This window comes from Neorhizobium sp. P12A (genome assembly GCF_008365395.1).
Taxonomy (GTDB): Bacteria; Pseudomonadota; Alphaproteobacteria; order Rhizobiales; family Rhizobiaceae; genus Rhizobium.
The window spans coordinates 454605-477847 of sequence record NZ_QOVX01000002.1; the positions used below are offsets into that span (position 1 = coordinate 454605).

The following is a 23243-nucleotide window of genomic DNA, read 5'->3' on the forward strand; positions in this document are numbered from 1 at the left end:
GAAATTTCGGCGTGCCTGAACATCTTGGTGAAATTTCGCCCGGCTTCGACCAAATCGATTTTGGTCACCGCCCACTTATGCCGGCAACGGCGATGTCGCCGAGTCCTGGAGCGGAGGCGCGAGAGGACAGCGACCCAGAGCCTCTATCGGGCATAAGTGCCAGGGCCGTTTTTGGTGGCAGCCCGCTCTCCGCCAGGGCGGTTGTGTCCTTGAAGGGCACCATCGTCTCCGAGCCGAAATTATTTGACGACCTTGATCTTTATTTCGTGGTTTGCACGGTCGGATGTTCTGACGACCAGTCGGTCAGATCCCGCAAAGCCAGGGTCGGAGCGGTAATAAACTCCGGCACCATTAACCTTTCGACCCGCGCAAGCTCGGAACTGCCCGTCAATGCCGTTCTTGAAGCGGCTTTCATTTAGCTCAAAGCTGAGCTGACCGTGTTGTGGGTACACGGGGGTTTCAGGATAAGAAGCGCCTCCAGACTGGCAGCCCTCGTTCATAGCTATTGCAAGACCCAGAAACGTCTTTTGACCGGATTTTGCGGTGGCCGTGTACGAAGTGCTCGCGCAACCTGTGAGTAGAAACATCGCTCCAATTGAGAATCTGACCGCAATAATGGCGGCACGACGGACAAAAATATTCATTTGCAAAGTATTTTATCCTTATGGGCTTGCCGACTATTTTCACGACTTCGCGGAGAGTCAATAATAGCATAGTACATTGTAAACGAGTGATAAATCGAGGCTTGGGTTCTTCCTTGACTGCTAACTGCTCATGATTGCTGGCTGCTTGTGTGTAACACTGTCAGACGATAGAAATTGCCTGCTACTTATGGGGGCATTCAATGTCGATTCGCCTTAATTCTCTTGCAGTCGTTTGCGTTGTTATTTCCGCTATCCTTCTGATCGCGATTGGAAACACAGCGGCCGCAGCAGCCCAGCAATCGCTAGAAGCGCGCCCGATGGATTTCGTGCTCGTCCACAACCACAGTTGCCTGCCGGCATGCATTCAATGGATATCCGCAGAAGGCAAAATAACCGCGGAATCGCCCAAGAGTCTCAACAAGCTCCTGAAACGCCTCAAAGGACGGAAGCCGCCGGTTGTGTTCCAGTCGATGGGTGGAGATGTAGACGCAGCTCTTTCGATAGGGCGCATAATACGCGCTGCAGGCTTGGAAACGGCCGTCGGAAGAACGCAGTTGGAGGGCTGCCCGATGGTGCAGCCTCGTTGTCCCGAGAAGATTGCGAAAGCCGGGCCCTCGACCGGTGAAGTTCATTCAGGCGGCGCGTATTGCTTTTCGGCCTGTCCCTTTGCATTGGCAGGAGGGGCGGTTCGCGCAGCAGCAGTGAACTCGTCCATCGGCGTTCACCAAATAACCAACGGACTCCTAGTTACGAGTCTGGCGAATCCAGGCCATCGAAACCTCGACGAAATTTCCACTGATCCGTCTCCGGCCCTTAATGAGTATCTGTCCTCTTATCTTGACGAAATGGGCGTCAACCACCAGGCCGTGTTCGCTATGATGGGATTAGCGACCCCGCAAGGCCTCTACTACGTTCGAAACGCCGAAGCGCTGACATCAGGCATCATAACCAAGACTTTTTCCTATAACGACGAACCAGGAAACGTTTTCAGTGGATCTGATGATTAACTGAGCTTCTCGCTGGGACACGAGAGTGAGCTGAAGCGAGGGTTCAATTATCTGGTTTGAAAAGCTGGTGCCGCTTGCAGGACTCGAACCTGCGACCCCATCATTACGAATGATGTGCTCTACCACCTGAGCTAAAGCGGCATTTCGGGGCTGATTTGATCGGCCCGGCGATTTGCATGGCGCTGATACAGTCAATGCGGGGAGATTTCAAGCGCTCTCTTGAGGGATCGGCAAAAAAGCGTGCCGCTGTGGATGATCAACTGTCCTGTCCCTGGAGCGATAGCCGAAAACGAGCCTGCCGGTATTCGCGTTCCAGGCGGTCGACGAGGGTGCTGACCGGCTCTACGGCCTTGACCCTGCCGATGCCCTGGCCGGCGCCCCAGATATCCTTCCAGGCTTTGGCGCTGCCTGTTGCCTGCTCAAAATCCATCTTCGAAGGATCGGCCTGCGGCAGGGCCTCGGGGTCGAGGCCGGCGGCGCGGATCGAGGTTTTCAGGTAGTTTCCGTGCACGCCGGTGAAATAGTTGGAATAGACGATCTCGCCGGCATTCGCTTCGACGATCGCCTGCTTGTAGGCATCGGCGGCACGCGCCTCCTCAGTCGCGATGAAGGGCGAGCCGATATAGGCCATGTCGGCGCCCATCGCCTGGGCGGCAAGGATCGCGCCGCCGCTCGCAATCGCGCCGGCAAGCAGCAGCGGCCCGTCGAACCATTCGCGGATTTCCTGCACCAGCGCGAAAGGGGAGAGCGTTCCGGCATGGCCGCCGGCACCGGCCGCCACCGCGATCAGCCCATCGGCCCCCTTGCGGATTGCTGAGTTGGCGTGGCGATTGTTGATGACGTCGTGCAGCACGATGCCGCCATAGGAATGGACGGCTGCATTCACCTCCGGAACCGCCCCCAGCGACGAGATGACGATCGGCACCTTGTATTTGACGCAGAGACCAAGGTCATGCTCGAGCCGCTTGTTGGATGTGTGGACGATCTGGTTGACGGCAAAAGGCGCTGCCGGGCGATCAGGGTTGGCCGCATTGTGGGCAGCCAGTTCCTCGGTGATCTCGGCCAGCCATTCGTCGAGCTGGCTTTCCGGCCGGGCGTTGAGGGCAGGGAAGGCGCCGATCACGCCGGCCCTGCATTGGGCGAGCGTCAGTTCTGGATGGGATATGATGAAGAGTGGCGAGGCCACGACCGGCAGCCTGAGATGGGTTTTCAGGATCGGGGGAAGGGCCATTTATCACCATGTTTGACGTTTACGGAAACGTTAGAGCACTAACAGATATAAGACGGACGGGAAAGACGGCGCAGGAAGCCGGCTACCGCCCGACCTGCATCCGATCATTCGAGGCTATTCAGCAACATCGCCCATTGAGAGCATTGCTGCCGTTCCCTCCACGACTATTTTCCATATTGTGCCGTCATGCGCATTTATCCCCGTCGGAGTGACGGCAGATTTCCGGCAAGGCTTGCGCATCGTCGGACCAGACGTTACCGAATTTGGTTAGGCATTGGTAAAGATTAGGCCTGCGGTAAGAGTTAGAGTAGAGGATCGGACGTGAGCGGATTAGAAACGGCTATCAGAAACGCGCTACAGCGATCCGATCGCGCCAATCCGGAAATCCGCGCCCGCATCTATCAGTCGGCGCGCCAGGCGCTCGAGGCAGGGCTCAGAAAGCAGGATATTACCGACACCGATATCATTTCGGGCCAGCGCCAGCGTCTGGAAGCGACGATAAGGTCGATCGAGGGCGAAGAGCGCATGCGTCTCCAGGCGAGCGTGGTGCCGCCGGATGCTGGCGCGCTTCGACCGCCCACCCGTCCCGCGGCCCCACCGCAGCCCCAGCCCCAGCCCCAGCCTCAGCCCCGGGAGGTTCAGCCGCCGTCGCGCAGCGAACCGGTCGTTGAGGCTGGTCCGGCCGTGCAGGGCGAGACACGACGGGAGCCGGCTTTCGCCGAGCATGAGACATCGGACGCAGATCTCGACGATGTTCGCGCCGGGCCTGGCGATCACCTCGGTGTCGAAGCGCCCGAAGGGGAGCCGGATGCGATGCCGGCAGCCGCACGCTCGATGAATTTCAAGCCGGAGCGGGCGGTGGTGCGGCGCAAGCCGCGCAAGTTCTTTTCGCGCCTCCTGGTCTTCTGCATCGTGGTGGCAGCGCTCGGCATGGGCGCCTGGTGGGTGAAAACCTCGGGCGTGCTGATGACGGCGGCGCAGCGCGACACCAGTGTCCGCAATCCTCCGGCGCATGTCGAGGCGGAGGATTATGACGGCAACGACGATTCCGATTCGAGCCCGGGCACCGGTAACTCGGGCCTGGCGACGATCGACCCGCAGGATACGTTCTCGAACGAATGGATCGAGATTTTCAAACCGACCGACGCCCAGAAAGTTGCCGCCGGAGGTCAGTCCAAGGCGGAAAACGTCTCCGAAAACGAAGGCCCTGCGGTCCGTATAACCTCCAGTGCGAGCGGCGCGGACGGCGATGCCGTCATCGAGGTGCCGGCAAATGTCGTGCAGCAGATGGCCGGCAAGGCCTCGACGATCGCGCTGACCTTGCAGGCGACCTCGGACACGCCGAGCCAGATAACGGTCGAATGCGACTTCCAGTCGCTCGGCGGCTGCGGCCGCCATCGTTTCGATGTCACGCGGTTGAAGTCGGATGCGCTGTTTCAGGTCCGTCTTAGTCAGGCCTCGGCCAGCGCTTCGGCAGGCAAGCTGATCATCAACAGCAATGTCGATGGCAAGGGCAGCGGCGTCAATGTCTATGCGATCAGGGTGCTCCCGGGCGAGTAAGTCGGTTTCGTCCGCTCAATCCTTGCAGACTTCCTTCAGAAAATCCGGCCCGAGCATGATGATCTTGTCGTCGATTTCGCCGATGGCGGCTTCATCCTTGCCCTCATAGTGCAGGCCGCTCAAAAGATGGCGGATGAGGTTGAGCCGGGCGCGGCGCTTGTCGTTCGCCCTGACCACGATCCACGGTGCATATTTTGTGTGGGTCTCTTCCAGCATGCGATCACGCTTCTTGCCGTAATCGTCCCATTTCGAGAGGGCGGCGATGTCCATCGAGGATAGCTTCCAGACGGCACGGGGGTCGTGGCGACGATCGTGAAAGCGCTTGATTTGCATCTCCCGACCGATGTCGAGATAGAATTTGAAGAGGTAGATGCCTTCGTGCTCGATGATCCTCTCGATCTGCGGTGCCTGCTTCAGAAAGATTTCATATTGCTCCGGCGTGCAGAAACCCATGACTGGCTCGACACCGGCGCGGTTGTACCAGGAGCGATCGAAGAGCACGAATTCGCCCGCCGTCGGAAACTGCGCGACATAGCGCTGGAAATACCATTGTCCGGCTTCCCGGTCGCTCGGCTTGGAAAGAGCGACGATCCGGGCGAGGCGGGGGTTCATATGCGAGGCAGTCGCCGCAATCGAGCCGCCCTTGCCGGCCGCATCGCGCCCCTCGAAAAGCGCGAGAATCCGCTTGCCTGTCGCCTGCAGCCAGAATTGCACCTTCACGAGTTCGGCCTGCAGCGCCTCGAGTTGCTCCAGATATTCCGCCTCTTTCAGCCTTTTCTTGTAGGGGTAATCGCCGCAGGAAACCGCATTTTCCTCCACCCAATCGGGTAGCACCGGGTCATCAACGTCGAAAATTCGGGTCTTGCCGTGAATATGCAGCTCTACAGCCCGGCTTTCTCTGTCCAATCCCATGTCCCCCTCCCGCACGATTTTGTCCTGTTCTTGGTTTTCGCCGTTCCAAGGGTGCGGCAAAAAAAACCTAAGTGAAAGAAAAGCCTGATTAATATTTTCTTTCAAGGCTTTTTCGGATCGGATGGCCCTTGCGCGGAATTCCTTAGCCGGATTATTGGCGCCTGTGGATAGTCAAGAAAACTTCTGTCATGAATCCGCGCTATCAGACGGAATCTTGGATTCAAGATTGGAACGCGGCGAGGTGCCCTTGGAAGACGAGTCGTCATTCCTGAAAAAGCTGGCGATGCGATTGAGGCAGGAGTTTGCCATCCTGTTCCTTGCGACGCTGATTGCCATCTTCGCGCTCGTCGAAAAGATCGACGTTGGCGTGGTCCTCTGGATATGGATCGCGACCATCTTCGTTGCATTGGCGCGACGACCGCTGGTCGTGCGGGTGCCGGCGCCGGCGCAGGCCGAGCCGGAACACATCGATCTTCAAAGCCTGCTGCGTCCTGTGGTGGCTGGCTTCGATGCTCTTGATGTCCCCGTTCTGGTCCTCGGGCGGGATGCCTCGGTCCTCCATCAGAATCCGGCTGCCGAAAAGGCGCTCGGCCCCATCTCGCTTGGTGCCCATATTTCTGCAAAGCTGCGGTCGCCTGGTGTTCTCGACATGGTTCGCGAAACCATCGTCACCAATACGCCGAACCAGATCGAGCATTCAGAACGGCTGCCGTCCGAACGCGTCTATATTGTCCGAAGCGCGCCGATCCGGCTGCCGGGGACGAATACCGGCTCCGGCGCCTTCTTTGCGCTGTCCTTCCGCGATATCTCCGAGCTGCGCCATATCGATCGCATGCGGTCCGACTTCGTCGCCAATGCCAGCCATGAATTGCGAACGCCGCTCGCCTCATTGCGCGGCTTCATCGAGACCATCCAAGGACCGGCCCGCAACGATGCGAAGGCGCAGGAGCGCTTTCTCGGGATCATGTTCGACCAGACGACGCGCATGAGCCGCCTCGTCGACGATCTCCTGTCGCTGTCGCGCCTTGAATTGAAGTCGCATATCGCGCCTGACCAGAAGGTGGATCTCGTGCCGCTGCTCGGTCATGTCAGGGACTCGCTGTTGCCGCTCGCCACCGATCTCGACGTCACAATTGCCCTCCAGATACCGGATGGAAAGGTGGAGGTGTTGGGAGACCGCGACGAGCTTGTCCAGGTATTCGAGAACCTGATCGAAAATGCCTGCAAATATGGCCAGGAAGGCAAGATCGTCGATGTTTCCCTGCGCCAGGAGCAGAGTGGCGCCGTCGAAGTGTCGGTCGCAGACAAGGGGCCGGGCATCCCGGCGGAACATGTTCCGCGCCTCACCGAACGTTTCTATCGCGTCAGCGTCGAGGACAGTCGTTCGAAAAAGGGAACGGGCCTGGGGCTTGCGATCGTCAAGCACATCCTCACCCGCCATCGCGCCCGCCTCGTCGTCAAATCCGAGGTCGGCAAGGGGACGGTCTTTACCGTACGCTTCTGACACTCTGTGAAATACGGCGCTATTTTTTATTTTAATTAATATATTTCAATTACTTGCTTTGTCATAATTGTTTCATTCGCTTGACATAAAAGGGCGGTGCTTGGACCGCTAATAGATGGACGCTGAAAGGCGAATCCTATCGTTCGCCGCCGCCACACAAGCCCTCCGGGGGATTCTCAATGAATGCCTTAAAGTTATCTATTGCAGCGTTGCTTGCATCCGCCATCCTGTCTGGAACGGCTGTTGCGCGCGATCAAATTCAAGTTTCCGGTTCGTCCACCGTTTTTCCCTATGCCAAGATTGTCGCTGAATCCTTTGGCGAGAGTTTCCCCAACTTCAAGACGCCGGTTGTCGAATCCGGCGGCTCTGGCGCCGGGCTGAAGGAATTCTGCAAGGGTGTCGGTCCCGATACCGTCGACATCGCGGATTCCTCCCGCCCGATCAAGGATAGCGAAGTGCAGGCCTGCAAGGCTGCTGGCGTCGCCGACATTCAGGAAGTCAGGATCGGATATGACGGCATCGTCTTTGCCTTCGACAAGAGCAATCCCGACATCAAGTTCGTTCCCACCGATCTCTACAAGGCGCTTGCCGCCGAAGTGGTCGTGAACGGCAAGCTGGTTCCAAATCCCTATAAGAAATGGTCCGAGATCAATCCGGCCCTGCCGGATATGGAGATTGCGGCTTACATTCCGGGCGAAAAGCATGGAACGCGCGAGGTCTTCGAAGAGAAGGTACTTGCTGCGGGCTGCAAGGATTCCGGTGCACTCGATGTCATCAAGCAGTCGGTTTCAGATCCCGATCAGCAGACTGCCAAGTGCATTGCGGTCCGCAAGGACGGCGCGGCTGTCGATATTGACGGCGATTATCCGGAGACCCTGGCTCGCATCGATGCCAACAAGCACGGTATCGGCGTCTTCGGGCTGTATTTCTACCAGAACAACGCCGACAGGCTGAAGGTCGCAACGGTCAGCGGCATCGTGCCGTCGGGCGAAACCATTGCCAATGGTACCTATCCGGTGTCGCGGCCGCTGTTCTTCTACGTCAAGAAAGCGCATCTCGGCGTCATTCCGGGCCTGAGGGAATATGTCGATTTCTTCATTTCCGACCAGATGATCGGGCCTGACAGCCCGCTCGCCGAATACGGGCTGGTGCCTGCGCCCGATGCCGAGCGCGACCAGATCCGCAAGGACTTCCAGGATGGAAAGATCATGTAAACGATTGTGCGTCGGCGTGGATTTCCAATTCCGCGCCGGCGCTGCCGGGGATTTTGAATGAACCTGTCACTGCTGCTGCTGTTGCTGCTGATCATCGGCGCTGCTGCTTTCGTCCTCGGACGGACGCGGGCGGCATCGCTGGCTGGCGGCCGGCCGTCGGCATTGCATTCGCGTTTCGGCTATCACGGCGCCTATGCGGCAATCTGGGCCACGCTGCCGGCGCTCGCCCTGATATGCGCATGGCTGTCGATCAGCCCGGAGATCATCGATTCCATGGTGCTGAGGTCCTTTCCGGAAGAGGTGCAGGCCCTGCCGGAGGCAGAGCTCAATCTCAGCTACGGCATGGTGCGGACGATCGCCCATGGCATCAGGATCCTCGACGACCGCCAGCTGGCAGGTGTCAACGCCGGCACGACCGATCTGCAATTGGCCCTGGCGCAGAAAGGCGTGCCGCTCGCGGCGCGCCCGACAGGCTACATGATCGACGCCGCGGCGAAATATAACGACTTGCGGTTTGTGAGCCGCGTCGTCATGGCCGTGGTTGCGCTTGTGATTGCCTTGGGCGGCGCGGCCTACGGATTGCAGTCGGTCAATACGCGTTTCCGCGCCCGAAATCGTGTCGAACAGGTTATCCTGGGCGCCCTGATCCTCGCATCCTCCATCGCAATCCTGACGACGGTCGGCATTGTCGCCTCCATGCTGTCGGAGACGATCCGCTTCTTCAATCTCGTCCCGGCATCGCAGTTCTTCTTCGGAACCTTGTGGGACCCCCGTTTCGCCGATGTCGGCTCCCATTCCGTCGGATCCTTCGGCCTCATTCCGCTGCTTGCCGGAACGCTTTACATCGGCCTGATCGCGATGGTGGTGGCGGTTCCGATTGGCCTCTTCGCCGCAATCTACATGGCCGAATATGCCTCGGTCCGCGTCAGGTCGGTTGCCAAGCCGATGCTGGAAGTGTTGGCCGGCATCCCGACCATCGTCTACGGCTTTTTCGCGCTCGTCACGGTCGGCCCCTTCCTGCGGGACCTCTCCAGCGACATCAACGGCTTCCTGACCGGAGACTATACGAATTTCATCGAGGCGCAGAGCGTACTGACCGCCGGCTTCGTCATGGGCGTAATGCTGATCCCCTATGTGTCGTCGCTGTCAGACGACATCATCATGGCGGTGCCGCGGTCCCTGCGCGACGGCTCGCTCGGCCTCGGCGCGACCCGTTCCGAGACCGTCAAGCGCATCATCCTGCCCGCCGCGCTGCCGGGCATCGTCGGCGCCCTGCTGATGACCGCCTCGCGCGCGATCGGCGAGACCATGATCGTCGTGCTGGCTGCCGGTGTCGCGGCTCGCATGCAGATCAACCCGTTCGAGCCGATGACGACTGTCACGGTCAAGATCGTGAATCAGCTCACCGGCGATCTCGAATTCACCTCGCCGCAGACCCTTGTCGCATTCGCGCTCGGCATCACCCTCTTTTGCCTGACCCTGTGCCTGAACGTTTACGCTCTCTACATCGTGCGCAGATACCGGGAGCAATACGAATGAGCAAAGTCGTATCTCCGACGGCTCCAGCGAACGGGGCAAGGGCACTCTCCCGGCCGATCAGGCATCGAGACATAGGCCTGCGTCGCCGCTATGCCGCCGAGCGCCGTTTCCGCGCCTATGGCATCGCTGCCATTACGTTTGGGCTGGTCTTCCTCATCATTCTCGTCTCCTCGATCGTGCGGCATGGCTATACCGCCTTCGTTCAGACGACGATCACATTGCCGATCGAATTCAGCGAGAAGACGATCGATCCGCGCAACGCACGCGCCAGCGACCCGAATGTGCTGAACGCCGCCAACTATCCGCTTCTGGTGCGCGATGCCCTGGTCAAGGCGCTCTCGATCGATCCGTCGAACCGCCTGGCCGTCCGCAAGGCGACGGACATGGTTTCGGATAGCGCACGCGTCGAACTGCGCAATCGGATCACCGCTGATCCCTCGATCATCGGCAAGACGGTGAAAGTTACATTTCTGGCCAGTGCGAACATCGATTCCGCCTACAAGCGCGAGATCGACCTGACCGTGCCGGAGAGCAACCGCAAGGTTTCCGACCAGCAGATCGCCTGGATGAAGCAGCTTGCCGCCGATGGCGCGCTGCACGAAAGTTTCAACACCGGCCTGTTTGTCTCTGGCAATTCGAGCCGCCCTGAATCGGCCGGCCTCGGCGTTGCACTCGTCGGTTCGCTCTACCTGATGGCGACAGTACTGGTTCTGGCATTGCCGATTGGCGTGGCGACGTCGATCTATCTGGAAGAGTTCGCGCCGAGGAACCGGTTCACGGATCTGATCGAGGTGAACATCAACAATCTCGCCGCCGTGCCGTCGATCGTCTACGGCCTGCTCGGCCTCTCTGTCTTCATCAATTTTGCCGGTCTTCCGCGCTCCGCCTCCCTGGTCGGAGGGCTCGTCCTCAGCCTGATGACCTTGCCGATGATCATCATTGCCACGCGTGCAGCGCTCAGAGCCGTGCCGCCGTCGATCCGCAGCGCCGCGCTCGGCCTTGGCGCCTCGCGCATGCAGGTGGTGTTTCATCATGTGCTGCCGCTCGCCATGCCGGGCATCCTGACAGGCACGATCCTTGGCCTGGCGCATGCGCTGGGCGAGACGGCACCGCTGCTCCTCATCGGCATGGTTGCCTTCGTCACCAGCTACCCCACGTCACCGCTCGATCCGTCGACTTCGCTGCCGGTCCAGATCTACATGTGGTCCAACGAGGCCGAGCGCGCCTTTGTCGAACGGACGTCGGGAGCGATCATCGTCCTCCTCATCTTTCTCGTCGCGATGAACATCGGAGCCATCCTGTTGCGCCGTCGTTTCGAGCGCCGGTGGTAGGAGAGCGGACAAGATGAACACCATGGTCAAGACCGCAGCCGGAAAGCCCCTGAGCCAGAAAATGATCACTCCCCCCTACAAGATGATCGGCCAGGACGTTTCTGTCTTCTACGGCGAAAAGCGCGCGCTTTTCGATGTGAACCTCAATATCCGCGAAAACACCGTGACGGCGCTGATCGGCCCCTCCGGCTGCGGAAAATCCACCTTCCTGCGCAGCCTCAACCGCATGAACGATACGATCGAGAATTGCCGGGTGACCGGCCGCATCACGCTTGACGATCAGGACATCTACGATACGGTGATTGATGTCGTCGAGCTGCGCGCCCGAGTCGGCATGGTGTTCCAGCGGCCCAATCCGTTCCCGAAGTCGATCTACGAAAACGTCGCCTATGGGCCGCGCATTCACGGCCTTCACAAGTCGAAGGCCGATCTCGACCACATCGTGGAGACCAGCCTGCAGAGGGCGGGGCTGTGGGGTGAGGTAAAGGATCGGCTCCTGGAGGCGGGCACGAGCCTTTCCGGCGGCCAGCAGCAGCGCCTCTGCATCGCCCGCGCGGTTGCCGTCAGTCCCGAGGTCATTCTGATGGACGAGCCGTGCTCGGCGCTCGACCCGATTGCGACGGCCAAGGTGGAGGAACTCATTCATGAACTACGGGAGAATTTCACGATCGTCATCGTGACGCACTCCATGCAACAGGCAGCCCGCGTTTCGCAACGCACCGCAATGTTCCATCTCGGCCAATTGGTCGAGGAGAACGACACAGACAAGATGTTTACCAATCCCGACGATCAGCGCACGCAGGACTACATCATGGGCCGTTTCGGTTGATGATGCCCCTGAGTGCGCTCGCCCTTTCAATATGAGGACAGAAACATGGTTTCGACACACATTCTCTCAGCCTACGACGAAGATCTGAAGTTCCTGTCGCGCCGCATCTCGGAGATGGGCGGCCTGTCGGAGCAGATGGTCGGCGACAGCGTTCGCGCCCTGGTCAACGGCGACGCTGCCCTGGCCCAGAAGGTCATTTCCGACGACGTCGTCCTTGATCACGCTGAACGCGAGATCAACGACAAGGCGATCGTCACGATCGCCCGCCGCCAGCCAATGGCTGCCGACCTGCGCGAAATCATGGGCTCGATCCGTATCGCCGCCGACCTGGAGCGTGTTGGCGACCTCGGCAAGAACACCGCAAAGCGCGTGCTCGCCGTGCAGGGCACGGGCGTTCCGCGCCGTCTCGCCCGCGGCATCGAGCATCTCTCCGAACTGGCGCTCGTCCAGCTGAAGGAAGTGCTTGACGTCTACACGACCCGCTCGCCTGACAAGGCCGTCTCGATCCGCGAACGCGACGAGGAAATCGATGCCATGTACACCTCGCTCTTCCGCGAGATGCTCACCTACATGATGGAAGATCCGCGCAACATCACCACCTGCACGCATCTTCTCTTCTGCGCCAAGAACATCGAGCGCATCGGCGACCACGCCACCAACATTGCCGAAACGATCTACTACATGGCAACCGGTGCGCAGGTCGAAGGCGAACGCCCGAAGGATGATACCGCCAATACCGTCGGTGCCGTGACGGAATAACCCCACGCCGTTGAAGGAGACCACAAACGAATGGTTCCTAGAGTTGCTGTCGTAGAAGACGAAGAAGCACTGAGCGTGCTTCTTCGCTATAATCTCGAGGCTGAAGGCTTCGAAGTGGACACGATCCTGAGAGGTGACGAGGCTGAAATGCGCCTCCAGGAGCGTACCCCCGATCTTCTGATCCTGGATTGGATGCTCCCCGGCGTGTCCGGCATCGAGCTCTGCCGCCGGCTGCGCATGCGGCCGGAGACCGAGCGCCTGCCGATCATCATGCTGACGGCGAGGGGCGAGGAAAGCGAGCGCGTGCGCGGACTGTCGACCGGCGCGGACGACTATGTCGTCAAGCCGTTCTCGACCCCGGAACTGATGGCCCGCGTCAAGGCGATGCTGCGTCGCGCCCGGCCGGAAGTGCTCTCGACGGTCCTGCGCTGTGGCGACATCGAGCTCGACCGCGAGACGCACCGCGTCCATCGCAAGAGCCGCGAAGTTCGCCTGGGACCGACGGAGTTCCGCCTGCTCGAATTCCTGATGTCCTCTCCGGGCAGGGTCTTCTCGCGGTCGCAGCTTCTGGACGGTGTCTGGGGCCACGATATCTATGTCGACGAGCGTACCGTCGACGTTCATGTCGGTCGCCTGCGCAAGGCGCTGAACTTCTCCAACATGCAGGATGTCATCCGGACCGTCCGCGGTGCCGGCTACTCCATGGAAGCGTGAGCCGTCTCCAGCTCAAAGCCAAACGAAAAACGGGCCTTGCGGCCCGTTTTCTCTTTGTGGCGATATGAGTTTAGCGGGCCGCGCGCCGGCGGTCATTTACCGGCTGATAGGCGAGGCGCTGATGGTAGGTGCAGTAGGGCGAAGAGTCCGGGGACTCGCAGCCACAGAAATAGAAATCGTCCTTCAGCGGGTCGCCGACCGGCCACTTGCATGTGCGTTCGGTAAGCTCCGTCAGGCCGAGACGACGCGAGATCGGAACGACGACGTTGGAGGCCGGACGGAACTCCATTTCCTCCATCTCGTCGACTTCGATCTCTTCCTTGAGCATGGTCGCGCCCTGCTGACGGGTAACCGTCCTGGTTGCGACGCGGGAGGCGTAGGTGGGCGCGCGCGGAACAGTGGCATTGCGCTTCGGAGCGCGTGCCGTTGTGGCCGTGCCGCCCGCTTTTGCGCGGCCCGGCAGGCTCAGGCGATGCACCTTGCCGATGACAGCGTTTCGGCTCACTCCGCCGAGCTGAGCGGCAATCTGGCTGGCGCTCAAGCCCTCGGACCATAGTTTCTTCAGCTTCTCAACGCGCTCGTCTGTCCAATTCATGACCTGTCTCCGCCTGTCGCGTTTCTCATGGCAGAATCCCTCACCATCGCCCCAAGTATATTGGAGCTGAAAACGCTCTTAAATTGTGGTGACTAGTTCCGCCGCATGCAGTCTAGTAATTGAGTTTTAACCTAGTGTGAGGCTGACTCCGTGACAAGAGTCGCTCGAATCATCTCGAATCGATTTCGGCGTTTTCCCCAACTTGCTGTTCCGCAGAGTCATTTTTGCAACATAAGAAGTTGCAAATATACCACCGCGAAACGGTCGCTCTGCCGCACCTGCTAAATCCTCAGTTTTGTTGACATCGCGGTGCGAAAAGTAAATAGTGCCAACGCCGCCGCGAGGCGGCATTTTTGATTTTTCCGGACCGGTTCTTAGTGCGAAAATCCGTGTCCGAGCATGGTTTGACCGAGGAGAATTGCGTCATGGCAACCGCCACCCCGCTGTACGACACCTATATGCGTGCTCCACTGCGGTTTGAGCGAGGCGAAGGCGTCTGGCTCATCACGGAAACCGGCGAGCGATATCTCGATTTCGGCGCAGGCGTTGCCGTTACCTCGGTCGGTCATAGTCATCCGCATGTCGTCGGCGCGCTGAAGGCGCAGGCGGACAAGGTCTGGCATCTGTCGAATATCTACGAAGTGCCGGGTCAGGAAGTGCTGGCCAAGCGCCTGACCGATGCCACCTTTGCCGACAAGGTGTTCTTCACCAATTCCGGCGCCGAGGCGCTGGAATGCGCGATCAAGACGGCGCGGCGCTATCAGTTCTCGAAGGGCCATCCGGAGAAATTCCATATCATCACCTTCGAAGGCGCCTTCCATGGCCGTACGCTCGGTACGATCGCCGCAGGCGGCCAGGCAAAATATCTCGAAGGCTTCGGTCCCAAAGCGCCGGGTTTCGATCAGGTGCCCTTTGGTGATATCGAGGCCGTGCGCGCCGCGATCACCGATGCGACCGCCGGCATATTGATAGAGCCTGTGCAGGGCGAAGGCGGTGTGCGTCCGGCCTCGCCCGAGTTCATGCGCGCGCTGCGACAGCTCTGCGACGAACATGGCCTGCTGCTGATCCTCGACGAGGTGCAGACCGGCGTCGGCCGGACTGGCAAGCTCTTTGCCTATGAATGGAGCGGTATCACCCCCGACATCATCGCCGTGGCCAAGGGCATCGGCGGGGGCTTTCCGCTCGGTGCCTGCCTTGCGACGGCGGAAGCCGCCTCCGGCATGGTCGCCGGCACCCATGGAACGACCTATGGCGGCAATCCGCTGGCCATGGCTGTCGGCAATGCGGTGCTCGACGTTATCCTTGGTGACGGCTTCCTGCAGCATGTGCGCGACGTATCGCTCGTCTTCCGCCAGGGGCTGGCATCGCTGAAGGACCGCTATCCTGATATCATCGAGGATGTGCGCGGCGATGGCCTGTTGCTCGGCATCAAGGCCGCGATCCCCTCGGCCGAGCTGCTGGCTGCGATCCGCGCCGAGCATCTTCTCGGCGTGCCGGCGGGCGACAACGTCATCCGCATGCTGCCGCCGTTGACCGTCACGGCCGAGGAAGCACGCGAAGGGCTGAACCGCATCGAGCACGCCGCCGAGAAGCTGCGCGCCGAACGCGCCAAGAAATCGGCTTGATTTTCCCGCGCCTGCTGAAGGGGCGTTGGCCCCGCAGCAGGCGTTATCAGTTTTAGGGTACAGGGCAGGACCATGGCATCACCCAAGCATTTCCTCGATCTCTCCGCCGTAGAAGCTTCCGATCTGCGCACCATCATCGATGATGCGATGGTGCGAAAGCAGGCTCTGAAGGCGGGCTCCGCCGACAAGCCGCTGGCCGGCAAGATGCTGGCGATGATCTTCGAGAAGCCCTCCACACGAACTCGCGTCTCCTTCGATGTCGGCATGCGCCAGCTCGGCGGCGAGACGCTGTTCCTGTCGGGCACGGAAATGCAGCTCGGCCGCGCCGAGACCATCGGCGATACGGCCAAGGTGCTCTCGCGTTATGTCGACGCCATCATGATCCGCACGACCGAGCATTCGCGCATGCTGGAGCTTGCCGAACATGCGACCGTGCCAGTCATCAACGCGCTGACGGATGACACGCATCCCTGCCAGATCATGGCCGACATCATGACCTTCGAGGAGCACCGCGGCCCGATCAAGGGCAAGACGATCGCCTGGACCGGCGATGGCAACAATGTGCTGCATTCGCTGGTCGAGGGCGCTGCCCGTTTCGGCTATCGCATGAATATGGCGGTACCCCTTGGTTCCGAGCCGAAGGATAACTATCTGAACTGGGCCCGCGATGAGGGCGCCGAAATCATGCTTTATCATGATGCCGACCGTGCGGTCGAAGGCGCCGATTGCGTGGTAACCGATACCTGGGTCTCCATGAATCAGGAACATCGGGCTCGGGGTCACAATGTCTTCCAACCCTATCAGGTGAATGCGGCCTTGATGTCGAAGGCCCGCAAGGAAGCTTTGTTCATGCACTGCCTTCCCGCGCATCGCGGCGAGGAGGTGACGAACGAGGTGATCGACGGCCCGCAATCCGTTGTGTTCGATGAGGCGGAAAACCGTCTGCACGCACAAAAATCGATTCTTGCCTGGTGCCTGGGCGCGATCTGAAAATATCCGGACGCTGCGTCATAAGCTGCGAACCGGCAAATGTTATGCGAGGCCGAAGGATAGGTCGGATCGCATCTCGTTTGACAGACAAGGAATAGAGCTATGACGGAAAATGCAGCATCGCTGGGCCAGTTCGATTTCGCAGGCGACGATCATGTCGTTCCCTTTCAGGTGGAAGGCCTCGACGTTCGTGGCCGCGCGGTCCAGCTCGGGCCGATGCTCGACGCCATCCTGGAACGGCACAGCTATCCGGCACCGGTTGCCCGCCTTCTGGCGGAGGCGATCGTTCTGACTGTCCTGATCGGCACCTCGTTGAAGTTCGAGGGCAAATTCACCGTGCAGACCAAGGGCGACGGCCCGGTCGATCTTCTGGTTGCGGATTTTTCCACGCCGGAGAATGTGCGCGCCTATGCCCGTTTTGACGAAGAGGCTCTGGAAAAGGCGATCAAGGCCGGCGAGACAGAACCGGAGCAGTTGCTCGGCAAGGGCGTGCTCGCCTTTACGATCGATCAGGGACGCTATTCGCAGCCCTATCAGGGCATCGTCGAGCTCGATGGCACCTCGCTGGAGGATATTGCCGGTGTCTACTTCCGCCAGTCGGAGCAAATCCCGACGCGCGTTCGTCTCGGCGCCGCCGAGCTCTTCGACCGCGATGAGGCGGGAAAGCCGCGCCATCGCTGGCGGGCAGGCGGCCTCATAGCGCAATTCCTGCCCGATGCGCCGGAGCGCATGCGCCAGCGCGATCTCCACGGTGGCGACGGAGATAATGGCCTCAGCGATCATGTCGAGGATGATTCCTGGTCGGAAGCCCGCACGATGGTCGAGACGATCGATGCCGACGAACTCACCGATCCCCAGGTCGGAACCGAGCGGCTGCTTTATCGGCTGTTTCATGAGCGCGGCGTGCGCGTTTATGAATCGCAGGCGGTCTACGATCGTTGCAGCTGTTCGCGCGACAAGCTGAAAGGCGTCCTTACCGGCTTCTCTGCCGAAGAGATCGAGGCGAGCCAGGAGGATGGCGAAATTTCCGTCACTTGCGAGTTCTGCTCGACCACCTACAAGTTCAGGGTCGACGAAGTAACCGAGGCGTAATGGCCTCAGTTCAAGGTGCGCATCAGGCCGGGTGAATCCAGCGAGAAGGCCGGGATGTCGACATCGAAGACCTCCCCGTTGTCGGCTTCCATCTGGTAATGGCCAAACATCATGCCGGATGGTGTGTCGAGCGGGCAGCCGGAGGAATATTCATAAGTATCGCCTGGCCCCAGCCGCGGCTGTTCGCCGACCACGCCGGGTCCGGTGACTTCGTCGACCTGACCGTTCTGGTCCGTAATGTGCCAATAGCGGGACACGAGACGAACGGCAACGGTCGAGTTGTTCGAGATGACGATGCGGTAGCTCCAGACATAGCGATCATCATCCGGATCGGACTGCTCCTCCAGATAAAACGGCTCGACAACCACTTCGATATCCCGTGTGAGGGCGCGATACATGCCTAACACCTTAATCAAGATATGTTACCGATATCCTATACGCCACCTTGCCCGTCAAGGAATGGAATGGTGAATAGACCCTTAACGGCGGTTTTTATGCGGCATTTCGAATATTAAGGCTAATACGCAGGGTTAACGCCGCAATCTCGCCTCTCTACAGTCCCTCAAACTGTGAAATTTTGATGATGGGGCAGTGTGGGACTGCCCGGGCTTTCACCCGGACAGTCGTTGGCTGATCAGGCCGAAACCTTGGCGAGCGCCTGTGCGAAATCCTCGATCAGGTCGTCCGTATCCTCGATGCCCGCCGACAGGCGAACGGTGCCCGGCGAAATGCCGAGTTCCGCGCGGGCCTCGTCGGTGAGGTTCTTGTGGGTCGTCGTCGCCGGATGCGTGATCAGGCTCTTGCTGTCGCCGAGGTTGTTGGAGATTTTCACGATCTCAAGCGCGTTCTGCAGCGCAAACGCCGCATCCTTGCCACCCTTCAGCTCGAAGCAGACCAGCGTTGAACCGCCGGTCATCTGCTTTGCGATGATATCGGCCTGCGGATGGTCCTTGCGGCCCGGATAGATCACCTTGGCGACCTTGCCCTGCTCGGCGAGGAAATCGGCGATCTTGGCAGCATTCTGCGTCTGCTGCTTGACGCGCAGCGGCAGGGTCTCGATGCCCTTCAGCAGCGTCCAGGCGGTAAACGGCGACATGGCCGGACCCGTGTGGCGATAATAGTCCTGCAGGTTCTCGTCGACCCACTGCTTGTCGGAGAGAATGACGCCGCCGAGGCTGCGGCCCTGTCCGTCGATGTGCTTGGTGGCGGAATAGACGACGATATGCGCGCCGAGTTCCAGCGGCTTCTGGAAGATCGGCGTCGCAAAGACGTTGTCGACGACGACCTTGGCGCCGATCTGGTTGGCGAGCTTGGCAACGCCGGCGATATCGACCACCTCAAGCGTCGGATTGGTCGGGCTTTCCAGGAAGAAGACCTTGGTGTTCGGGCGGATCGCTTTTTCCCAGTTCTCGAGGTTCCGGCCGTCGACCAGCGTGCATTCGATGCCGTATTTCGGCGCCAGCGTCTCGACTACCCAGCGGCAGGAGCCGAAAAGGGCGCGTGCGGCAACGATATGGTCGCCGGCCTTGACTTGGCAGAGGATGGCGGCGGTGACCGCAGCCATGCCCGAAGCCGTCGAGCGCGCCTCTTCAGCGCCCTCGAGCGCGCACATGCGCTTCTCGAACATGTCATTGGTCGGGCTGCCGTAGCGCGCGTAGATGAAGCCGTCGGTCTCGCCCTTGAAGCGCGCCTCGGCCGCTTCCGATGTGTCGTAGACAAAGCCCTGCGTGAGATAAATCGCTTCCGATGTCTCGCCATATTGCGAGCGGAGCGTGCCGCCGTGAACGAGTTGAGTTGCGGGGCGCCAAGTCTTGCTCATGCCATCACCACCTTCGTGATACAAAAAAACCGGTCGCAAAAGCAGACCGGTTTCAACCCGGTCTTTTTAGCCATTTGTTTAACGTGGCTGCAAGCCGACCGGCCAAATCACCACGGGATAAGATTGCAATACTGCCGTTGACCGCTTGCGTCAATTCCCTGAGTTTGGTTTTGTCTGCGGCAAATTATGGATGAGGCATGATGGCTCGCGATACAGGAATCTTGGCGGACCGCGCCATTGCAGCGCTCTTCGAAGAGGGGCGGCTGAGGACGGAAAAGGATCTCGATCTCGACCAGATTCAGCCGGCAAGCCTGGACCTGCGCCTCGGCTCCAAGGCTTTTCGGGTGCGCGCCAGTTTCATGCCGGGCCCTTCGCATCTCGTCTCGGACAAGCTCGACCGCCTGAGCCTTCATGTCATCGATCTGACTGAAGGCGCCGTGCTCGAAACCGGCTGCGTCTATATCGTGCCGCTGATGGAGCATCTCGATCTTCCCGAGAATATGTCGGCCTCAGCCAATCCGAAGAGCTCGACGGGCCGCCTCGATATTTTCACGCGCGTCATCACGGATTATGCGCAGGAGTTCGACAAGATACCGGCAGGCTATTCCGGCCCGCTCTATCTCGAAATCAGCCCGCGCACCTTCCCGATCGTCGTTCGCCGTGGCTCGCGCCTGTCGCAGATCCGCTTCCGCATCGGCCATGCCATGCTGGGGGAACCGGAATTGCTGGCGCTGCACGAGAGGGAAACGCTGGTCGCCAGCAAATTACCCAACGTGACGGGCGGCGGCATCGCGCTCTCGATCGACCTGACAGGCGACAAGGACGGCCTGATCGGCTATCGCGGCAAGCATCACACCGCCGTCGTCGACGTCGACAAGAAGAACCAGCACGACATCTTCGATTTCTGGGAGCCGCTTTACAGCCGCGGCCGCACGGAACTGATCCTGGATCCGGATGAATTCTATATCCTCGTCTCCCGCGAGGCCGTGCACGTGCCGCCGCATTTTGCTGCCGAGATGACCCCCTTCGATCCGCTCGTCGGCGAATTCCGCGTGCATTATGCCGGCTTCTTCGATCCCGGCTTCGGCCACGCCCCCGCCGGCGGCCGCGGCAGCCGCGCAGTGCTGGAAGTGCGCAGCCACGAAGTCCCCTTCATCCTCGAAGACGGCCAGATCGTCGGCCGCCTGGTCTACGAACACATGCTGGAACACCCGAGCAGCCTCTACGGATCAGGCCTCGGCTCGAACTATCAGGCGCAGGGACTGAAGCTGTCGAAGCATTTCCGCCTGTGATCTCACGTCAGCGAGCCTTGACAGCAGCGGGGAACTGTTGAAATTCTGTCTGGCAGTGCGGGTGTAGCTCAATGGTAGAGCAGCAGCTTCCCAAGCTGAATACGAGGGTTCGATTCCCTTCACCCGCTCCAGCTGCCCTCGGCCGCATTTTTTGATATTGTCCAACGAAGTGCAATAGATTCATAAAAATCAGGTAGATGCCTGCCTCGCACGATAACTCCCGTCACCATGAGCCCGCCCAAGCTTTTGAGATAGTAGAAAGCCGTCGCTTCCAAGCTCATTTCGCTGGCCTACTTTGGTGAGCGCTTTTGGACAACTAAAGCGAGAGTGTTGTCTCGATATTGATAGGTCCTCGATTGCATATAGAACGCTGATAAAAGATCAAGGCAGGAAAGACAAACCATCGTCGCTCCCTGCCACGCCATCTTTTATTTTGCCTTGCGTAATAAAGTAGAAAAACCATGGCATCTTCTAACCGCAGCCCACATTGTGGCTGAATGCCACACCCGATTGACGCGTGGCGGCGGATCTGGATATTCTTGTTATAGTTGAGGGAATTACCGTGCGGCGCGCTATTACTTCAGTTTCTATTTTTAAGGCTTTGGCGGCGTTGGCTGTCTTTGTGGCGGTCTGGATGCCGAGCAATTTCGCTTTTTCGAATCCGCTAGACGCGCCGATGCAGTTCGTCCTCATTCATGGGGACACGGCGTATTGCCGACCGAATGGCAGTTGTGCCGCGTGGATTGCCGCTGAAGGCACGATTGATCAGGATACTCCCGGCGCTCTCCAACGAATGCTGAAGAACCTCGGAAATCAAAAGTTACCCATTGTCATCAGATCGCCCGGCGGCAACGTCAATGCGGCAATCGAAATGGGAAAATCAATTCGGACCCACGGCCTCACAGTTGTCGTCGGCGGCACGCGACTGGACGGGTGCCCGACATCTGAACCCCTATGTGGCGAGGCGCGAAAAAGCTTTGACGGTTCCGGGACCGGATCGGTTTACTCAAGTGGTGCAATCTGCTTCTCGGCATGTCCATACGTTCTCGCAGGCGGGGCAAGACGAGCTTTTGACCGTTATGCGGTCGTTGGCGTCCATCAAATTACCTTTGTCTGCGATGAGACAATGACCAGATATCTCATGCGATATCGGATAGTTAATGGACACAAGCAGATCGTCTCCAAGCGCCCGGTGAGTAGCAAGTTCGTGGATGAACGCCGCTCGACCAAGTTGCCGAAGGCCTTTCGCAAGAAGATGATCGCGTATTTTGAGAGCATGGGGGTAAACAAAGGCATCGTTGATCTGGCGATGTCTGCAAGCCCAGCGATGATACATGCAATCGACGATCAGGATGCCATCAAACTTGGTTTGACGACTGATGATGCTGAGCCTCTCGAGGTTGTTATGGCTGGAACCTGTCCGAGGGAGCAGTCGCTTCCCGCCTGCGACAGCGCGGCCGCCAATGCTGTTGCGCCGCCTGCTTCGACGCCCAATCCCGTCGGACCGGACGACTTTTCGGTCAGCGCCGCCATGTTGTCAGCCTCGGGGGTTGAAGTTCAAACCAGCATCCCGAACACGAAACTTCGCCAACAGCCCGTTCCTCCGCAAAAATGGGTCCCGCACTGGTAGCTTCGGTGCCGCCTGGTGCGGTCATGACCCGCATCCCTAAGCGCAAAACATTGGGGTTGCTATCAACCTAATTGACTCTAGCGACAACGATCATTTCCCCGCACGGCGCATCGACTCGTCGAGTGCTCCTCGATAGGATAGTCCTCTGTCATTGCAGAAGATCTTAAACCTGTTGATCACCTTCACCCGCTCCAAATTTCAGCACAAGCACACTATATGAATTTGAGGACTGCAGATCAGCCAGTATCTGCCTTTCAGGTTCCCGCCAGAGAGCTATGTCAAGCTCAGCGGAAAAGGAGATCGCTTCAGTTGAGAAAGATAAGTTTAACGAACTTCTTCAGGTTGAAGGCGATTTTTACGCGCGGCGTCCTTGATATAGCAAGGAAGACGAGAATACCGCGCGGCACGACGATTATGTGGAAAGACGGCAGCGTTAAGCTTGGACAACGGGTCAAATTTCGCCGCGGCGTGGTTGTCGATGCCCAGAAGGACAGCATCGAAATCGGAAACAATGTCTCGCTGAACGACTATGTCATCCTGCTAGGACGCGGCGGGATCAAGATCGGCAATGATGTGCGGATTGCCGGACATGTGATGGTTGTTTCCTTCGATCACAATTTCGATGACGTCACCCAGCCGATCCGGATGCAGGGTGTGACCAAGAAGCCGATCGTCATCGAAGACGATGTCTGGATCGGCGGCGGCGCAAAGATACTCGGCGGCTCGCATATCGGCAAAGGCTGTGTCATCGGGGCCAATGCCGTCGTCAAGGGAGATACGAAGCCCTACGGCGTCTACGTGGGCTCACCCGCCAGATTCTTGAAGTGGCGCGGCGACACGGCCAGCAGGAACGCCGCGGAATAACCGTCACCGTCGAAGCCCGACGGAATCATAATTCCCCAAAAGAAAACGGGCGGAACACGTGGTGCTCCGCCCGCTTGCCGTGAGGCCTGTAT

21 protein-coding genes, 2 tRNA genes and 1 riboswitch are annotated in these 23243 nt (G+C 59.3%); of the genes, 17 read left to right on the forward strand and 6 right to left on the reverse strand.

From position 1 onward, the window contains the following. The first annotated feature begins 11 nt into the window (after positions 1-11). Together DTW90_RS37045 and DTW90_RS08280 are read left to right on the forward strand one after the other, a co-directional pair. Positions 12-419: a hypothetical protein gene (locus DTW90_RS37045; protein WP_188079903.1), complete on the forward strand. Its 408-nt coding sequence runs from the start codon at positions 12-14 to the stop codon at positions 417-419. A 425-nt stretch (positions 420-844) separates the two neighbouring features. Beyond that, positions 845-1651, forward strand: a complete 807-nt coding sequence (locus DTW90_RS08280; protein ID WP_149337597.1) for a hypothetical protein — start codon at positions 845-847, stop codon at positions 1649-1651. Between the two features lie 65 nt (positions 1652-1716). Here DTW90_RS08280 and DTW90_RS08285 read toward each other — a convergent pair. Continuing rightward, positions 1717-1792, reverse strand: a tRNA-Thr gene (locus tag DTW90_RS08285). Positions 1793-1907: 115 nt separating this feature from the next. After that, positions 1908-2882, reverse strand: coding sequence for a nitronate monooxygenase family protein (locus DTW90_RS08290; protein ID WP_149337598.1), 975 nt, complete (start codon positions 2880-2882; stop codon positions 1908-1910). Between the two features lie 321 nt (positions 2883-3203). Between DTW90_RS08290 and DTW90_RS08295 the strand changes: the two genes are divergently transcribed. Continuing rightward, positions 3204-4442: a hypothetical protein gene (locus DTW90_RS08295; protein WP_149337599.1), complete on the forward strand. Its 1239-nt coding sequence runs from the start codon at positions 3204-3206 to the stop codon at positions 4440-4442. 15 nt (positions 4443-4457) lie between these two features. Here DTW90_RS08295 and ppk2 read toward each other — a convergent pair whose 3' ends face one another. Continuing rightward, a complete protein-coding gene (gene ppk2, locus DTW90_RS08300) occupies positions 4458-5354 on the reverse strand; it encodes a polyphosphate kinase 2 (protein WP_132520927.1) in 897 nt (298 codons plus the stop codon). A gap of 283 nt (positions 5355-5637) precedes the next feature. Between ppk2 and phoR the strand changes: the two genes are divergently transcribed. The 7 genes from phoR to phoB all read left to right on the forward strand — a co-directional run bounded on the left by phoR (position 5638) and on the right by phoB (position 13244). Beyond that, positions 5638-6858: a phosphate regulon sensor histidine kinase PhoR gene (gene phoR / locus DTW90_RS08305; RefSeq protein WP_149338390.1), complete on the forward strand. Its 1221-nt coding sequence runs from the start codon at positions 5638-5640 to the stop codon at positions 6856-6858. Positions 6859-7037: 179 nt separating this feature from the next. Next, complete coding sequence (locus tag DTW90_RS08310; protein ID WP_132520929.1) at positions 7038-8072, forward strand: substrate-binding domain-containing protein; 1035 nt, start codon at positions 7038-7040, stop codon at positions 8070-8072. 57 nt (positions 8073-8129) lie between these two features. Then, entirely contained in the window at positions 8130-9611 is a 1482-nt protein-coding gene (gene pstC / locus DTW90_RS08315) for a phosphate ABC transporter permease subunit PstC (protein ID WP_132520931.1), read from the forward strand. Beyond that, positions 9608-10942, forward strand: coding sequence for a phosphate ABC transporter permease PstA (gene pstA, locus DTW90_RS08320; protein ID WP_149337600.1), 1335 nt, complete (start codon positions 9608-9610; stop codon positions 10940-10942). Before pstC ends, pstA begins: the two co-directional genes overlap by 4 nt. 13 nt (positions 10943-10955) lie before the next feature. Continuing rightward, positions 10956-11771, forward strand: coding sequence for a phosphate ABC transporter ATP-binding protein PstB (gene pstB / locus DTW90_RS08325; RefSeq protein WP_132520935.1), 816 nt, complete (start codon positions 10956-10958; stop codon positions 11769-11771). 45 nt (positions 11772-11816) lie between these two features. After that, the gene (gene phoU / locus DTW90_RS08330) at positions 11817-12530 is read left to right on the forward strand and encodes a phosphate signaling complex protein PhoU (RefSeq protein WP_132520937.1); all 714 of its coding nucleotides are present in this window, start codon (positions 11817-11819) and stop codon (positions 12528-12530) included. Between the two features lie 30 nt (positions 12531-12560). Continuing rightward, a complete protein-coding gene (gene phoB / locus DTW90_RS08335) occupies positions 12561-13244 on the forward strand; it encodes a phosphate regulon transcriptional regulator PhoB (protein ID WP_132520939.1) in 684 nt (227 codons plus the stop codon). Between the two features lie 70 nt (positions 13245-13314). Here the strand turns inward: phoB and DTW90_RS08340 are convergent, their stop codons facing one another. Then, entirely contained in the window at positions 13315-13839 is a 525-nt protein-coding gene (locus DTW90_RS08340; RefSeq protein ID WP_132520941.1) for a GcrA family cell cycle regulator, read from the reverse strand. Between the two features lie 425 nt (positions 13840-14264). Here DTW90_RS08340 and DTW90_RS08345 point away from each other — a divergent pair, with 425 nt between their 5' ends. The 3 genes from DTW90_RS08345 to DTW90_RS08355 all read left to right on the forward strand — a co-directional run bounded on the left by DTW90_RS08345 (position 14265) and on the right by DTW90_RS08355 (position 17546). Then, positions 14265-15464 (forward strand): aspartate aminotransferase family protein, encoded by a 1200-nt coding sequence (locus DTW90_RS08345; RefSeq protein ID WP_149337602.1) that lies wholly within the window; start codon positions 14265-14267, stop codon positions 15462-15464. Positions 15465-15536: 72 nt separating this feature from the next. Then, on the forward strand, positions 15537-16454 hold the full coding sequence (argF, locus tag DTW90_RS08350) for an ornithine carbamoyltransferase (protein WP_132520945.1): 918 nt from the start codon (positions 15537-15539) through the stop codon (positions 16452-16454). Positions 16455-16556: 102 nt separating this feature from the next. Next, a complete protein-coding gene (locus DTW90_RS08355) occupies positions 16557-17546 on the forward strand; it encodes an Hsp33 family molecular chaperone (protein ID WP_149337604.1) in 990 nt (329 codons plus the stop codon). A gap of 5 nt (positions 17547-17551) precedes the next feature. On the opposite strand, the gene apaG is transcribed toward DTW90_RS08355, so the two are convergent. Continuing rightward, positions 17552-17944 carry a Co2+/Mg2+ efflux protein ApaG gene (gene apaG / locus DTW90_RS08360; RefSeq protein WP_132520949.1) on the reverse strand — a complete coding sequence of 131 codons (393 nt, stop codon included), beginning with the start codon at positions 17942-17944 and terminating at the stop codon, positions 17552-17554. Positions 17945-18180: 236 nt separating this feature from the next. Then, positions 18181-19365 (reverse strand): O-succinylhomoserine sulfhydrylase, encoded by a 1185-nt coding sequence (locus DTW90_RS08365; protein WP_149337606.1) that lies wholly within the window; start codon positions 19363-19365, stop codon positions 18181-18183. 45 nt (positions 19366-19410) lie between these two features. After that, positions 19411-19489: riboswitch (SAM riboswitch) on the reverse strand. A 73-nt stretch (positions 19490-19562) separates the two neighbouring features. Between DTW90_RS08365 and DTW90_RS08370 the strand changes: the two genes are divergently transcribed. The 4 genes from DTW90_RS08370 to DTW90_RS08385 all read left to right on the forward strand — a co-directional run bounded on the left by DTW90_RS08370 (position 19563) and on the right by DTW90_RS08385 (position 23151). Next, positions 19563-20657, forward strand: coding sequence for a 2'-deoxycytidine 5'-triphosphate deaminase (locus DTW90_RS08370; protein ID WP_188079904.1), 1095 nt, complete (start codon positions 19563-19565; stop codon positions 20655-20657). Between the two features lie 57 nt (positions 20658-20714). Further along, positions 20715-20788 (forward strand) — tRNA-Gly (locus DTW90_RS08375). A 386-nt stretch (positions 20789-21174) separates the two neighbouring features. Further along, positions 21175-22287 (forward strand): hypothetical protein, encoded by a 1113-nt coding sequence (locus DTW90_RS08380; RefSeq protein ID WP_149337609.1) that lies wholly within the window; start codon positions 21175-21177, stop codon positions 22285-22287. 309 nt (positions 22288-22596) lie between these two features. Continuing rightward, positions 22597-23151, forward strand: coding sequence for an acyltransferase (locus tag DTW90_RS08385; RefSeq protein WP_246664912.1), 555 nt, complete (start codon positions 22597-22599; stop codon positions 23149-23151). The last annotated feature ends 92 nt before the right edge of the window (positions 23152-23243 follow it).

Coding starts and splice junctions, on each gene's coding strand:
- ppk2 (WP_132520927.1), bottom strand. CDS start 5,354: ATGGGATTGGACAGAGAAAGCCGGGCTGTAGAGCTGCATATTCACGGC.
- DTW90_RS08280 (WP_149337597.1), top strand. CDS start 845: ATGTCGATTCGCCTTAATTCTCTTGCAGTCGTTTGCGTTGTTATTTCC.
- DTW90_RS08310 (WP_132520929.1), top strand. CDS start 7,038: ATGAATGCCTTAAAGTTATCTATTGCAGCGTTGCTTGCATCCGCCATC.
- DTW90_RS08290 (WP_149337598.1), bottom strand. CDS start 2,882: ATGGCCCTTCCCCCGATCCTGAAAACCCATCTCAGGCTGCCGGTCGTG.
- phoU (WP_132520937.1), top strand. CDS start 11,817: ATGGTTTCGACACACATTCTCTCAGCCTACGACGAAGATCTGAAGTTC.
- DTW90_RS08340 (WP_132520941.1), bottom strand. CDS start 13,839: ATGAATTGGACAGACGAGCGCGTTGAGAAGCTGAAGAAACTATGGTCC.
- argF (WP_132520945.1), top strand. CDS start 15,537: ATGGCATCACCCAAGCATTTCCTCGATCTCTCCGCCGTAGAAGCTTCC.
- DTW90_RS08355 (WP_149337604.1), top strand. CDS start 16,557: ATGACGGAAAATGCAGCATCGCTGGGCCAGTTCGATTTCGCAGGCGAC.
- DTW90_RS08345 (WP_149337602.1), top strand. CDS start 14,265: ATGGCAACCGCCACCCCGCTGTACGACACCTATATGCGTGCTCCACTG.
- pstC (WP_132520931.1), top strand. CDS start 8,130: ATGAACCTGTCACTGCTGCTGCTGTTGCTGCTGATCATCGGCGCTGCT.
- apaG (WP_132520949.1), bottom strand. CDS start 17,944: ATGTATCGCGCCCTCACACGGGATATCGAAGTGGTTGTCGAGCCGTTT.
- phoR (WP_149338390.1), top strand. CDS start 5,638: ATGCGATTGAGGCAGGAGTTTGCCATCCTGTTCCTTGCGACGCTGATT.
- pstA (WP_149337600.1), top strand. CDS start 9,608: ATGAGCAAAGTCGTATCTCCGACGGCTCCAGCGAACGGGGCAAGGGCA.
- pstB (WP_132520935.1), top strand. CDS start 10,956: ATGAACACCATGGTCAAGACCGCAGCCGGAAAGCCCCTGAGCCAGAAA.
- phoB (WP_132520939.1), top strand. CDS start 12,561: ATGGTTCCTAGAGTTGCTGTCGTAGAAGACGAAGAAGCACTGAGCGTG.
- DTW90_RS08365 (WP_149337606.1), bottom strand. CDS start 19,365: ATGAGCAAGACTTGGCGCCCCGCAACTCAACTCGTTCACGGCGGCACG.
- DTW90_RS08370 (WP_188079904.1), top strand. CDS start 19,563: ATGATGGCTCGCGATACAGGAATCTTGGCGGACCGCGCCATTGCAGCG.